This is a genomic window from Lysinibacillus composti, from assembly GCF_016908465.1.
GTDB lineage: Bacteria > Bacillota > Bacilli > Bacillales_A > Planococcaceae > Ureibacillus > Ureibacillus composti_A.
This window is the reverse complement of the sequence record NZ_JAFBDY010000001.1, coordinates 422488-436523: the sequence shown is the minus strand read 5'-3', so window position 1 is coordinate 436523 and position 14036 is coordinate 422488. Positions and strand designations below refer to the sequence as shown.

Below are 14036 nucleotides of genomic sequence, written 5' to 3'. Positions count from 1 at the left end.
CCTCCAAGGTTTTAATCACTTACTTTTTATAACTTAGTATATTAATATAAGTATCGAAGTGTCAAAAGTTTTACATAAAAAAAAAAACAGTACGAGGCTTCGTACCGTTCTAATAAACTTATATAAGTTCATGATCCGCAGATTGCAGTGTTGAATTCTTAGGTTTTCGCACAAAGCAAAGAATTGCTGCGATTATAAGTAATATCCCTGGGAGAGAAATTATTCCAGATAAAATTGCAGAAATAATAAATAAAACCCCTGCTGTTTTGGTACTTTTGTTAATTTTAATTGTACCAATTATTGTGAGAATAATAGTTATTATTATAACTGCCACTAAAATCCAACCAATTGTAGTCATAAATGTAATGATATCTTGTGTAGAATTCAAAGCCATATCGATATCGGCCTCAGTCAATTCCGAACCGTACATATTATTTCTTAATTCCTCTTCTATTAATGGATCATTTGAAACAAATTGACTACTCATTGTTAAAAAGATAACTAGCCCTAGTGCAATTACATTAAAAACGATCGAAATAATACTTAATACGACTTCTGCAGTTCTTTTCAAGAAAAAATCACCCTTCCTTCATTTTAATATTCTATCTATTTAATTTTTCTATTTGTTCAACAACTTCTTCTATTGAACTGACAATGACACCATTTTTCTTAATAATTCCAATAACAAACAAATTACGATAGATAAACTGATTTTCCGTTCCATCTGCAATTAGCGCATCAATCTTATTCTGATTATCGCGGCCTAACTGGCGAACATCAGAAAATAGTGCAACAATTGGACGATTAAATGTTGAAAATGCTCCAATTTCTGCAGCGACACCTGAATCTACCTCAATCCCATCTAATACAGCTATTAATACATCACTTTCTTCAAGTTTTTCCATATCTGCGTTTGCAATTGCTAAACTGTCTGCAAATGATTGTTTATCGTTTATTTCCGCATTTTCCTGAGGCACATATAAATCAATTCCAGGTATTGCAGCTCGTATTTTTATTGCTATTAATTCATTTACCAATCGATCTCCGATAGAAAATAGTCCATTTGCTAAATATGCTTTCATATGTATCCTCCGTTAACTAAAAAATTTAAGTATATGTTATATACCAATGTGTGCCTTATAATAACCAACCAAAAATGAATGCCAAAATTCCCCCTAATAAATTTATGACCATGTATATAGAAGTTGTTACCCATTCTTTTTTTTCGACTAATGTTACTAAATCAAAGGCGAATGTAGAAAATGTTGTGAATCCACCCAATACGCCAATAGTAAAAAATTGATGTAATTGGCTCGATATTAAAACATGATGCATAGTAATTCCCATAAAAAAAGAACCAATTAAATTGACAATTAGCGTTGCCCAAAACGTCTGAGATTGTATTTTTAAAATGAGTTGAATTACACTAAACCTTAAAACTGCACCAATTCCCCCACCCAGCGCTACCATAAACCATTCCATTAACGTTCACCTCTAAAAATACGAAAACCTAAAAATGCTACAAGTACACAAACAAGTGTCATTGTATTGCCATATAATACTCCTATCCAAAGTCTCTCCTGTAATAGAAAAAACCAATGCTGGGAGAATGTAGAAAATGTTGTAAATGCCCCAAGTAAACCCGTTGTAAAAAACAATTTATAGGACGTATCCGTATTTATTCTGTTATAGTACCCATTTAAACTTCCTAATAAAAAACTACCCAGTATATTTACTATCAAAAGAGATATGGTTGTGGTTGTCATTGTTTGGACAAAAAACCTTAAAAATGCCCCAACCATACCACCAAGAAATACTTGAATCCAATTGTGCAATTAACAATCCCTCGCTAACCATATTTATTTCATTTTATTTTACTATAACTAGAGGGTAGTTTTACTTTATTTTGGATTGTTTGATTATCCCAAAAATAATCGTTCCAAATATGATAATTAATATAATTGGTAAAAACCAGACACCAAGTGTATAAATTTCTCCCAATGAAACTCGAACGATTTGAATCGTTAAAAATGTAAACAGAAGCAAACAAATGTTTTTGATCATATTAAGCATTTTTCTACTCGCTAAATAAAACTGTTCAACATTTGATTCATTTAATCTTTTCGGATAATTATGCATGTGTGGTGCTTTTTCTAATAGACTTAGAAGTACAAATAAAAAAGCCCCAATCACAGGTAAAATAAGTATTTCAAATTTTGTACCCCAGCGATCTACTTCTCCTTTGCTATTGAAATGACCTGGAACTTCATTTGGAATATTTCCCCACATAATGATTATATAAAAAATTGCTACTAGGAATAAACTTATACCTACCCAATCTGCAACTTTTTCTAGTTTTGTTTTAGGAAAAATTATTATGGGACGATATGGTAATTTCACAAAGTTCACCTCAATTGGCTTTTGAGTATATTTACGTTAAACAAGAAAAAATGTTTCAAAAATGTATTCCACTTAAATTCAGGATGGTTTTCATTTTTATTTATGTTTTTATTTTAGTAAGATAGTACATAAAATGCAGTATAGGAGGAATGATGATTATCTCCGAAATTTTCGAATTTCTACAACTGCTCGATTCAGATCTTTATTACTATATAGAAAAGTTTGGTATTTATATATACTTTCTACTTTTTGCTATTGTTTTTGGTAAAACAGGTTTTGTTATTTTAACTTTCTTACCAGGAGATTCACTCGTTTTTGCTAGTGGTGCTATTGCCGCGATGGACCAGCTAAGCTTACTAAGCTTATTTTTCATATTTTTTATTGCAACATCCCTTGCCGATAGTAATAATTATTTAATTGGAAAAAGCATTAGGAACATACCTTCTGAAAATTCTCGTCTTATGAAGATTATTCCAATTCAAACACTGGATAAAGCTCGTATATTTCTCAATGATTACGATAAAGTCGCTATTACTTTTTCACGATTCATTCCTCTAATGCGAACTATGATGCCTTTTATCGCGGGTTTTACTGGCTATTCCTATCGAAGTTTTGTAAGCTATAATGTTTTAGGGGCATTTGTCTGGACTAGTATTTGGTTAGGCACGGGCTTTGCTTTTGGAAATATGTCATGGGTAAAAGGAAATCTATTGTTTACCCTTTCTTTTATTACAATAGTTATGTTTATTCCAAGTATTTGCGGCTTTGTAGTTTCATTTAAAAAGAATAAGTTAGAGACAAAAATGAAAAGCTAGAAAAACTGAAGAAATTCAGTAGTTCTAGCTTCCTTTTTATTTTTTTCATTTTCTAAGATTTGATGTAAATACTCGATAATTTCCCGAATCCCCTCTAGAGAGTTTACTAATACATCCGGGTCAACACAAGTAATCATGCGTTCCTGTAGATTGGCAATCGCTGTAAAGTATCTTGTTTTTGAATAATTGACCAGACCAGTTTGAATTAGTTCGCTTTCTTGAATATCTAAGATTTCCTTAGCTTCGTTAACAAACAAACCATAATTCACAACATTTGAGTTTAAGACAATCATTTGGGATGTTTTCAATTGGCTTGGTTTGTTATACAAAATTATACTAAAATCTAAAATAGGAATTAACTGACCACGGTTACGAGTAAATCCAATCAGGTAGTTCGGTAAATGTGGAATCGGTGTGATCTGTTCAATTTTTTCGATAGACACGACCCTTTCAACCGGTAAAGCATATTCTTCATTTTCGCAACGAAATACAACTGATTTTTCAAATGACATACAAATCACCTACGATTTACTTTGATGAAACTTTTATAATTTCTTCTAATAAATCAGCTAATTTTTCTAACTCTTCGATTGGCATACGTTCTTTAGTAGTATGAATGTTCTCATAGCCAACAGACAGATTTACAGTTGGGATACCGAAACCAGCAATAACATTGGCATCACTGCCCCCGCCAGAAATTCCTAGCTGTGGTTGTCGATTAATATTTTGAACAGCTTCCATTGCAACTTGTACAACTTTGTCCGTTTCAGATGCAGAATATCCTGGGTACATTATTTTTACCGTAACATCAGAAGAACCACCGAAATTACTTGCAACTTTCTCGAATGTTTCTTTCATATGAGCTGTTTGAGCATCTAATTTTTCTTTTTTTATGGAACGAGCTTCCGCTAAAATATACACTTCATCACAAACAATATTGGTTGCTTTCCCACCTTCAAATCGTCCAATATTTGCTGTTGTTTCTTCATCGATACGTCCCAATTTCATTTGGGAAATAGCTTTAGAAGCTAATGTGATAGCAGAAATGCCTTTTTCAGGTGCAACCCCTGCGTGTGCTGTTTTACCGAAAATCTTTGTTTCAATTTTAGCTTGAAATGGAGCGGCAGTAACAATCCCCCCTACCTTCCCATCACTATCAACGGCAAAGCCATATTTTGCAATGATTTTAGAGGGGTCTAATTCTTTAGCACCAACTAATCCACTTTCTTCTCCTGCAGTTATGATAAATTGGATTGTTCCATGTTCAATTGATTTTTCTTTTAATCTGCGAGCCATTTCAAATAATGCAGCCATACCTGCTTTATCATCTGCGCCTAGAATGGTAGTGCCATCCGAATAAATATATCCATCCTCACGAATTTCAGGTTTAATCCCAACACCAGGTACAACAGTATCCATATGAACAGTAAAGTAAATTGGATCTACTTCGAGCGTACCTTTTAGTGTAGCAATAATATTACCTGCTCCATGTCCATTTCTTGTATGTGCATCATCTTGATAAACTTCAAAGCCTATTTCTTTTAACTTTTCAATAATAATCGGTGCGATTACTTCTTCATGCTTTGTTTCGGAATCAATTTGCACTAATTCTATAAATTCATTTACTAAACGGCTTTTCATAGTATCAAAACTCCTTATTACAATCATTTCATTACCCAAATAATTCTACGCTTCATCTGTTATAAATACAAGAAATGTCCAATTTCTCATATTCTAGTAAAAAAAGGAGTTATCCAAATTCGGATAACTCCTTTAAAAACTTTATTTTTAGAATTCTTTAAGAATTATAGTGGTATGTTTCCATGCTTTTTATGAGGGCGAGATTCCTCTTTATTTGATAACATATCTAACCCTTGGATTAATTTAATTCGTGTGTCCCTAGGGTCGATTACATCATCAACCATACCGCGTGATGCAGCTACATATGGATTTGCAAATTTTTCTTTATACTCTTCAATTTTAGCTGCACGTGTGCTTTCAGGATCTTCTGATTTAGCAATTTCATTAGCAAAGATAATATTTGCTGCTCCAGCTGCTCCCATTACGGCAATTTCCGCGTTTGGCCATGAAAATACTAAGTCGGCCCCGATAGATTTAGAGTTTAATGCAACATAAGCGCCACCATATGCTTTACGAAGAATAACAGTGATTTTTGGAACCGTTGCTTCAGAATAAGCATAAAGGATTTTCGCACCGTGTCGAATAATTCCACCATGTTCTTGCTTAACACCTGGGAAGAAACCAGATACATCCTCAAACGTGATAATTGGAATATTAAATGCATCACAAGTTCTAATGAAGCGAGATGCTTTATCTGATGAATCTATATCTAAACCACCCGCAAGTGCCTTAGGTTGGTTACATACTAATCCAACTGATTCCCCTGCAATACGAGCAAAACCAACTACTATGTTTTTCGCAAATTCAGCTTGAACTTCCATAAATGATCCTTCATCCACAACTTGTTCCACTACTTTACGAATATCATACGCTTTTGTCGGCTCAATTGGTACATAGTCGATAATATCGGGACGATAATCATCACCTTCTGGACGTGGTAATTTAGGCGCTTTCTCCTTATTACTTTGTGGTAAATAGCTTAACAGTTTTCGTATTTGTTCAATAGATTGCTCTTCAGAAGGTGCTCGGAAATGCGCATTACCACTAATTGAGTTATGTACTTTCGAACCACCTAAATCCTCAGATGATATTTTTTCACCTGTTACTGTTTCAATTACTTTTGGTCCTGTTATAAACATTTGTGATGTTTTATCGACCATTAAAATGAAGTCAGTAATAGCTGGAGAGTATACCGCCCCTCCTGCGCAAGGACCCATGATAACAGAAATTTGTGGAATCACTCCTGAATAGATTGCATTGCGATAGAATATGTGTCCGTAACCATCTAAAGATAATACCCCTTCTTGAATACGTGCACCACCTGAATCGTTAATGCCGATAAATGGAGTACCATTTTTAGCAGCCAAATCCATAACAGCCGCAATTTTCTTAGCATGCATTTCCCCTAACGCACCACCAAATACTGTAAAGTCTTGAGCAAATAAATAAACATTTCGCCCATTTACTTTACCGAAACCTGTTACAACACCATCTCCAGGTCCTTTTTGCTGATCCATGCCAAAATCAGTTGTTCGGTGTGTAATAAAAGGATTAATTTCAACAAAAGTTCCTTCATCTAGTAATAATTCAATACGTTCACGAGCAGTGAGTTTCCCCTTTTCATGTTGCTTATCTATACGCTTGTCCCCACCACCAAGCTCGATTTCACGTTTTCGATCATACATTTCATTAATTTTGTCGAACATATCCATTTACTTTGCATCCCCTTTTTTACTTTTATCACATAATTCATAAAGAACACCAAATGAATCTTTTGGATGTAAGAAAGCTACTTCCGCACCACCAGCTCCTGGGCTAGGCTCGTCAGAAAGAATTCGAACTCCTTTTTCTTTGAGCTCAGCCATTCGTTCACGAATTCCAGTTACTCCAAACGCGACATGTTGAATGCCTTCTCCTCTTTTTTCAATATGTTTATAGATTGCACTATCTTCACTTGTTGGTTCAAGTAGCTCAAATTTAACATTTCCCGCATCAATGAAAGCAACACGGACATTTTGAGAAGGCACTTCTTCTATCTTTAGTAGTTTTAAACCTAATGTTTGAGTATAATATGTAATACTTTCTTCAAGATTTTTAACCGCAATGCCTATATGATCAACTTTTTCCATTTCAGAACACCCCTTCTGTTATAGTACATATATATTGTATCGAAAATAAAAAGAAAGCGCTACGTACTTGAGAAATTTTTTAGATTTGTTAAACTATTTTTAAGAAAAAAAGGAGCGAACGAGAAAATGAGTAATAAAAAAATTCAGAAAATAGTAGTTTATTTTATGATTGCAATCATGGTTATCTCAACTCTAGCATTTGGACTATCATTCTTTTAATAACGAAAAATTGCGCGATTACTTTATGTAATCGCATTTTTCGCTTATTCCCCATCTTCATTTATTTTTAACCCTTTGAATGTCTGTTTAATAGCTAAATATTCGTCCATTTCCTCTATAAACTGATAAAGTGAAGCCATTGCTAAAAAATTTTCATGATTTTTTGGTAATGGCATTTTCGCGAATTCTTCCTTTACGATGTCTAATTTATTTCGAAATCGTATAGCCGTATTTCCTGGATGAATGTTTTCAGCCAATTCTTCCATAAAGTCAGCAACTAGATCAACCTGCTGTACCATAACAGGAAGTGTTGTAATTTTAGGTAAAATACGCTCAATAATTTCTAATTGTTTTTCACGCATATCGAAGTAAACATAATATTGATTTTCTTTACGCGTAATATGATTTTCAACGTCTGTAAAGGCTAGTGATTTGGCCTTATCTAATACATTTGCAGCGCTAATAATCTCTTTTCCATCCCAAGATGTATCACCATTCCTCAAATATTTAGTAATTTCAGAAAATATAGATCGGAATAATTCCTCAACTTGAATTCGATAATTTTCCAATTCTTTTTGAAAATCACCCATATACATATTCACAACTAATGCTGTACCAAAACCTACAGTCATTAGAGCTATTTCATTTAACAATAAATCTGATGTAAAATTTGCAACAGAATAGATATGCATAATGATCACCACGCTAGATATAAACCCTGCCTCCACATTTAGTGATACAAGTGTAGGAATAAAGAGTAAAATCATGATTCCTAATACTAACGGGTTATAACCAAACGTTTCAAAAGCAATAAATCCATATGCGATACCAATTAAACTAGCAATAATTCTAGTATAAACAGCATGTAAAGATTTTTTCCTTGTTGTTTGAATACAAAGTATAGTTAGGATTGCAGCAGATGAAAAGAAGTCTAAGTTAAAAAAAGCTGCAATTGCTACCGAAAGTATAGTACCTACTGCTGTTTTTATAGTGCGATAGCCGATTGAAAACTTTTTAATACTAACTGCCCCTTTCTATTAATTAAGCCTCGGCTAATCCGAAAAAGTAAAAGAAAAAAGCAAATGAAAAGAAATGTCTTGAAATATGTTTTCCATACTTCAAGACTAGTTCTTTAATGTATTATTGATCAAGCCTTCCCTAAGGGGGATATTCCTATAAACCTTTATTGGAACAGCGTTAAGTTAAATTTCGTCACAATGCTCTTCAAAGTTTGCTTGCAAATTTGTAATGACAGACACAGGATCATGTCCTTCAATTTCATGACGACCAACTTCAGCTACCACATTACCATCTTTCATTAAAACAAATGAAGGTGAAGAAGGGATGTGATCTTCTCCAAAGAAATGACGAGCTGCTGCAGTTGCTTCTTTATCTTGACCAGCAAAAACCGTTACTAAATGATCTGGACGTTTATCATAGTGAACAGCATTTGTAGCAGCTGGGCGTGCGATTCCACCTGCACAACCACATACTGAATTCACCATTACTAATGTTGTACCAGGACGGGCAAATGCCTGTTCCACCTCTTCAGGTGTACGTAATTGCTCATATCCAGCAGCATCCATTTCTCCACGAGCTGTTGTAACGATTTCTTGCATAAACAAATCATAATCCATGTTCATATTTCATAACTCCTTTCAACTTTCCACTTAATAATAGCAAGACAAAATGCATTATGCAAAAGACTTAATTTAAGGTTACTACGAATCAAGTAATATTTTGGAAATACTTGTAGGAATCCGCTTTTTTATAAGCACTTCAAAAACTACTTACTTCGTTAACATAAATAAAAGTTTCGTAGCATAAATAGCTATTCTCGAAATAACTTATTAACACCCTGTGTCACTGTTAGTTCCCCTTGCAAAATGGCAGACTCAATAACTTTTACTTGAGTTTTCTTTTCAGGGTTATTGAAAAATGAATCTATTAAGAAATCTGTAATCATGGAATGATACCAGTCTCGTGTTTGCCCGTTTCTTCGCTGTTCCCAGTAGTTAGAGGCCTTAATCGTTTGTTCAAAATCACAAATCATCTTCCAAACTTCATCAAGCCCAACTTTTTCAAGTGAAGAAACAGGTAATGCTTTACTCATCCACCCTGGAGTCGCAGGTTGAAGGAAATGGAGTATTTGCTTATATTCACGTACTGTTCTTTTCGCATTTCGAACATTATCTCCGTCACATTTATGAACAACGATACCATCTGCTAATTCCATAATTCCCTTCTTCATCCCTTGTAGTTCATCACCAGCACCAGTTAAAACGAGTAGTAAGAAGAAATCAACCATTCCCCTAACATAAGTTTCACTCTGACCAACACCAACGGTTTCAATCAGAATCACATCATAACCAGCTGCCTCACATAAAAGCATCGTTTCCCGAGTTTTTTTATGGACGCCACCCAATGTCCCAGCACTTGGAGAAGGACGTACAAATGCACGTTGGTCACGACTTAACTCTTCCATCCTTGTTTTATCACCAAGAATACTGCCACCGGAAAGAGATGAGCTAGGGTCAATCGCAAGAACTGCTACACGTTTCCCCATGTTACAAAGCATCATTCCAAATGCTTCTATAAAAGAGCTTTTACCGGCACCTGGAACCCCTGTAATGCCTATTCTGATACTTTTTCCGGTATAGGGTAACAGCTCCTGTAATAACGCTTGAGCCAATTCTTTATGCTGATTGTTTGAGCTCTCAATCAATGTAATTGCTTTAGCAAGAGAATTGCGTGAACCGCTTCTCAATTCATTTGCTAACTTTACAAGATCCAATTCCTCTTGATTCTTTTTTCTAAACTTTTTCTTTGAAGAGACATTCATACCATCATGCCCTCCCTTTACACCATCCATTACGAACAAAGCACTTTCCTTTGTGCTTTTTAATTCGTTATTCATTCAGACACTTCCTCGTAGCCTAAACGTTTATAAATTTCTTCGATAATTTTCATTGCTGAAATTGGAATCACCGTACCTGGTCCGAAAATAGCAACAGCACCAGATTCATATAAAAATTCGTAATCTTGAGCAGGAATTACGCCACCAACAATAACAATAATGTCTTCGCGGCCAAGCTTTTTAAGTTCTTCCACTAACTCAGGCACTAACGTTTTATGACCAGCTGCAAGTGAAGATACTCCAACACAGTGAACATCATTTTCTACTGCCATTTGTGCTGCTTCCTCTGGCGTCATAAATAATGGTGAAATATCCACGTCAAAGCCTAAATCCGCATAGCCTGTAGCAATAACTTTTGCTCCACGGTCATGTCCGTCTTGCCCCATTTTTGAAACTAAAATACGTGGGCGACGACCTTCATTTTCTAAAAATTCCTCTGTCATTTGTTTTACTTCTGAAATTAATTCATCGTCCGAGAAATTCGAAGAATACACACCAGAAATTGAACGAATAATTGCTTTATGGCGACCTGATACTTTTTCTATAGCGTCTGAAATTTCACCTAATGAAGCGCGTGCGCGAGCTGCGTCTACAGCAACAGCTAATAAGTTTTCTTCTCCTGTTTCTGCTGCTTTTGTTAAACGAGCTAGATGTTTTTGTACTTCCTCTTCATTACGTTCCGCTTTCATCTTTTCAAGTCTTTCAATTTGTTTTTGACGAACAATTGTATTATCAATATTTAGTATATCAATTGGCTCTTCTTCATCTAGTAGATATTTATTAACCCCAATGATTGTTTCTGTTTTAGAATCAATTTTCGCTTGGCGCTTCGCTGCAGCTTCTTCTACTTTCATTTTTGGTAAGCCCGTTTCAATCGCTTTAGCCATACCACCAAGCTGTTCAATTTCTTCGATTAATTCCCATGCTTTTTCTGTCAATTCAGCAGTTAATTTTTCCACGTAATATGCTCCGCCCCATGGATCAATCACTTTAGTCATTCCTGTTTCTTCTTGTAAGAATAATTGGGTATTACGTGCAATACGCGCTGAGAAATCAGTTGGCAATGCGATTGCCTCATCTAGAGCATTTGTATGAAGAGATTGGGTATGTCCCATTGCAGCTGCATTTGCTTCAATTAAAGTACGAGTCACATTATTAAATGGATCTTGTTCTGTTAAAGACCAACCAGATGTTTGTGAGTGAGTACGTAGTGCAAGACTCTTCGGATTTTTTGGATTGAAAGTACTCATCATTTGAGCCCAAATTCGACGTGCTGCACGCATTTTTGCTACTTCCATATAATAGTTCATTCCAATTGCCCAGAAGAATGATAAACGTGGTGCAAATGAATCAATATCAATTCCCGCTTTTAATCCTGTACGAACATATTCAAGTCCATCTGCAAGCGTGTATGCAAGCTCGATATCATTTGTAGCCCCCGCTTCTTGAATATGGTAACCAGAAATAGAAATTGAATTAAATTTCGGCATGAATTTACTTGTATATTCAAAGATATCTGCAATAATTTTCATCGACATTTCTGGTGGATAAATGTAAGTATTACGCACCATGTATTCTTTTAATATGTCATTTTGTATTGTACCAGCTAATTGTTCAGGAGTTACTCCTTGTTCTTCAGCAGCAACGATATAAAAAGCCATAATTGGAAGCACTGCACCATTCATTGTCATCGATACAGACATTTGATCTAATGGAATACCATCGAATAAAATTTTCATATCTTCAATGGAATCAATAGCAACTCCAGCTTTCCCGACATCCCCTTTAACTCGAGGATGATCCGAGTCATAACCACGGTGTGTAGCTAAGTCAAAGGCAACAGATAAACCTTTTTGCCCCATTGCAAGATTTCTGCGATAGAATGCATTTGATTCTTCAGCAGTCGAGAAACCAGCATATTGACGAACTGTCCAAGGACGGGCAACATACATTGTTGGATAAGGTCCACGAGTATTTGGTGCTATTCCGGCTACATCGTTTAAATGTTTGACTTCTTTAAGATCTTTTTCTGTATAAAATTCTTGAACTTCAATTCCTTCATTTGTCATAAATGAACGATTTGATGTTAAATTCTCCTCTACTAACACTTTCGCTATGTCTACGGATTGAAAATTAGGTTTGCTCATCGTTGTACCTCCTTTAAGCTTTCAGCTAACGTGCCCAGCTTTTCTACAATGTCTTGTCCTGCAAAAATAAAGCCGTTTAAGCCTGTTGACTTCCATTCTGCTTCTTGTTCTTTGTATTTTCCAGCAACATCTAATAAAAGTCCGTTACGTTTAGCATTTAATAAAGCAGGTACGATTGATTTTGTATCTTCGTCTTTCGCTGCCAATACAACATAAGACGCATCTGTATTATTCAGCCATTCAATTGCTGCCTCGATTGATTCGATTTCTCCAGATTGAGATGGAACAATTCCTGCTGTTGCAAAGAAGCCCTTAACAAAATCTGCGCGAGGTTTAAAATCCTTTAACTTACCGAAAGTTAAAATACCAATTATCGGTTTACTTTCACTATATTGTTTACGTAAATTTTCAAATGGTATTGCTAAACGTTTAACATCTGAAAATAACGGATTTGTTTCGGAAGGTAATTCATCTTGCGGATCCGCATAAATGTTTGTCCCTATTAATGAATGTTTACGAGTTTTCACTGCTTGTAAACGCTGTGTATTTACTTCCTCAATAAGAGATCCTAATTTGTTCGCTTGATTATATTGATCTATTCCACCTGCATCCTCAATCTCTAAGAATAAACTCCAGGCTTTCTCAACATATTCTGCTGTTAAAGATTCAATGAAATAAGAACCACCAGAAGGATCTAATACATTTTGAACATTCGATTCTTCCTTTTGTACAAGTACAACATTACGAGCGATACGTATTGATTTATCTGTTGGTTTTATTAATACATCATGTGGATGAACCGTAAATACATCAGCCCCTCCAATTAGTGCTGCAAATGCTTCATTTCCTGCACGCAAAAGGTTTACATAAGCATCTAGTTTTGAAAAACTACGCAATGAAGTTTCTGCAACGATTGGAACGGCAATATTCTGTTCTTCTCCGTAGGCCGTAATAAATGCCTTCCACAGTACTCTAAAAGCACGTAATTTAGCGATTTCCGAGAAAAATTGCGTATCAACTGCAAAATTAACAAAGAATTTATTAATAAAAGAATTAAAACTTTCTTCTTGTTTTGATAACTTTGAAGCAATCGCTAGGACAAGCGCCAATTCCTGAATAGCATTAGCACCTTCATAATGATATGGCGTTGTGTTAGCTACTAATGTTCGTATATTTGGATATTCATCAAGCGTAATAGATTCTTCTGAAACGACATACCCTTTAACATCTGCACGCTCTTCTTTAGCGATTAAATTAAAGACTCCTAAAATCGGATCGTTCTGTTTTTTTACGATTAATTTAAAAGAATTTACAGTAAGATACTGAGCCAATTTAAATAGATGATCTTCATCCCATCCAAAAGTAACCCGGCTATCAATTGTAAGAACTTTATTCCCCTTATTTACACTATCTTGTAAATTTTCAAAAAATTGTTCAGCTGTTTCACCAAAGATTTGTTGAGCTGGTTGAAAGTTATTTGTTTCTTGCATTGTTCTAACTGTTGCGATCTGTTTTTCAAGCTGATCCCCAATTTGCTCAACTAACATTTCTTTCGTATAAAGAGGATTAAGAGTAATCCCTTCTAATGTTTGTGTGAATAGTGATTCAAATGGTCTCCCTTTTAAAGCTTTTATTGCTTGTTCCTTCCATTCGTCAAAATTGACAATTGGAAATTCAATTGTTTTCATGTTTGGCATGATGAGCGCTAAATGCTTCCCCCTTTAACCTTTGGATAAATATATTTTACAATAGAAACCGGTTTCAATAA

General features: G+C 34.9%; 16 protein-coding genes. 2 read left to right on the top strand and 14 right to left on the bottom strand.

The window, feature by feature from the left end; translation table 11 throughout:
• Positions 1 to 118: 118 nt before the first annotated feature.
• The 5 genes from JOD29_RS02130 to JOD29_RS02110 all read right to left on the bottom strand — a co-directional run bounded on the left by JOD29_RS02130 (position 119) and on the right by JOD29_RS02110 (position 2400).
• A complete protein-coding gene (locus tag JOD29_RS02130) occupies positions 119 to 571 on the bottom strand; it encodes a DUF4064 domain-containing protein (protein WP_124761852.1) in 453 nt (150 codons plus the stop codon).
• 31 nt (positions 572 to 602) lie between these two features.
• Positions 603 to 1082: a nucleoside 2-deoxyribosyltransferase gene (locus tag JOD29_RS02125; protein WP_124761854.1), complete on the bottom strand. Its 480-nt coding sequence runs from the start codon at positions 1080 to 1082 to the stop codon at positions 603 to 605.
• 55 nt (positions 1083 to 1137) lie between these two features.
• Positions 1138 to 1482 carry a fluoride efflux transporter FluC gene (locus JOD29_RS02120; RefSeq protein ID WP_124761856.1) on the bottom strand — a complete coding sequence of 115 codons (345 nt, stop codon included), beginning with the start codon at positions 1480 to 1482 and terminating at the stop codon, positions 1138 to 1140.
• On the bottom strand, positions 1482 to 1835 hold the full coding sequence (locus JOD29_RS20775; protein ID WP_124761858.1) for a fluoride efflux transporter FluC: 354 nt from the start codon (positions 1833 to 1835) through the stop codon (positions 1482 to 1484). Before JOD29_RS20775 ends, JOD29_RS02120 begins: the two co-directional genes overlap by 1 nt.
• 61 nt (positions 1836 to 1896) lie before the next feature.
• Positions 1897 to 2400, bottom strand: coding sequence for a DUF1648 domain-containing protein (locus tag JOD29_RS02110; RefSeq protein WP_124761860.1), 504 nt, complete (start codon positions 2398 to 2400; stop codon positions 1897 to 1899).
• A gap of 152 nt (positions 2401 to 2552) precedes the next feature.
• Here JOD29_RS02110 and JOD29_RS02105 point away from each other — a divergent pair, with 152 nt between their 5' ends.
• Positions 2553 to 3215, top strand: coding sequence for a DedA family protein (locus JOD29_RS02105; RefSeq protein ID WP_239585513.1), 663 nt, complete (start codon positions 2553 to 2555; stop codon positions 3213 to 3215).
• Here the strand turns inward: JOD29_RS02105 and JOD29_RS02100 are convergent.
• From JOD29_RS02100 to mce, 4 genes are all read right to left on the bottom strand, one after another.
• Positions 3212 to 3727, bottom strand: coding sequence for a chemotaxis protein CheW (locus tag JOD29_RS02100; RefSeq protein ID WP_124761862.1), 516 nt, complete (start codon positions 3725 to 3727; stop codon positions 3212 to 3214). The two genes, JOD29_RS02105 and JOD29_RS02100, sit on opposite strands and share 4 nt — an antisense overlap.
• Positions 3728 to 3743: 16 nt before the next feature.
• On the bottom strand, positions 3744 to 4856 hold the full coding sequence (locus JOD29_RS02095; protein ID WP_124761864.1) for a M20/M25/M40 family metallo-hydrolase: 1113 nt from the start codon (positions 4854 to 4856) through the stop codon (positions 3744 to 3746).
• A 164-nt stretch (positions 4857 to 5020) separates the two neighbouring features.
• Complete coding sequence (locus JOD29_RS02090) at positions 5021 to 6568, bottom strand: acyl-CoA carboxylase subunit beta (RefSeq protein WP_124761866.1); 1548 nt, start codon at positions 6566 to 6568, stop codon at positions 5021 to 5023.
• Positions 6569 to 6985: a methylmalonyl-CoA epimerase gene (gene mce, locus JOD29_RS02085; RefSeq protein WP_124761868.1), complete on the bottom strand. Its 417-nt coding sequence runs from the start codon at positions 6983 to 6985 to the stop codon at positions 6569 to 6571. It lies immediately after the preceding gene.
• Between the two features lie 126 nt (positions 6986 to 7111).
• Between mce and prli42 the strand changes: the two genes are divergently transcribed.
• Complete coding sequence (gene prli42 / locus JOD29_RS20535; RefSeq protein ID WP_158610506.1) at positions 7112 to 7204, top strand: stressosome-associated protein Prli42; 93 nt, start codon at positions 7112 to 7114, stop codon at positions 7202 to 7204.
• 44 nt (positions 7205 to 7248) lie between these two features.
• On the opposite strand, the gene JOD29_RS02075 is transcribed toward prli42, so the two are convergent.
• The 5 genes from JOD29_RS02075 to JOD29_RS02055 form a co-directional block, all read right to left on the bottom strand.
• Positions 7249 to 8223 carry an aromatic acid exporter family protein gene (locus tag JOD29_RS02075; protein WP_124761870.1) on the bottom strand — a complete coding sequence of 325 codons (975 nt, stop codon included), beginning with the start codon at positions 8221 to 8223 and terminating at the stop codon, positions 7249 to 7251.
• Between the two features lie 183 nt (positions 8224 to 8406).
• Positions 8407 to 8847, bottom strand: coding sequence for a BrxA/BrxB family bacilliredoxin (locus JOD29_RS02070; protein ID WP_124761872.1), 441 nt, complete (start codon positions 8845 to 8847; stop codon positions 8407 to 8409).
• 188 nt (positions 8848 to 9035) lie between these two features.
• On the bottom strand, positions 9036 to 10121 hold the full coding sequence (gene meaB, locus JOD29_RS02065) for a methylmalonyl Co-A mutase-associated GTPase MeaB (RefSeq protein ID WP_124761874.1): 1086 nt from the start codon (positions 10119 to 10121) through the stop codon (positions 9036 to 9038).
• Positions 10118 to 12268, bottom strand: coding sequence for a methylmalonyl-CoA mutase (gene scpA, locus JOD29_RS02060; RefSeq protein WP_124761876.1), 2151 nt, complete (start codon positions 12266 to 12268; stop codon positions 10118 to 10120). The genes meaB and scpA overlap by 4 nt, the downstream gene beginning before the upstream one ends.
• Positions 12265 to 13965, bottom strand: a complete 1701-nt coding sequence (locus JOD29_RS02055; RefSeq protein WP_338088264.1) for a methylmalonyl-CoA mutase family protein — start codon at positions 13963 to 13965, stop codon at positions 12265 to 12267. The genes scpA and JOD29_RS02055 overlap by 4 nt, the downstream gene beginning before the upstream one ends.
• Between the last annotated feature and the right edge of the window lie 71 nt (positions 13966 to 14036).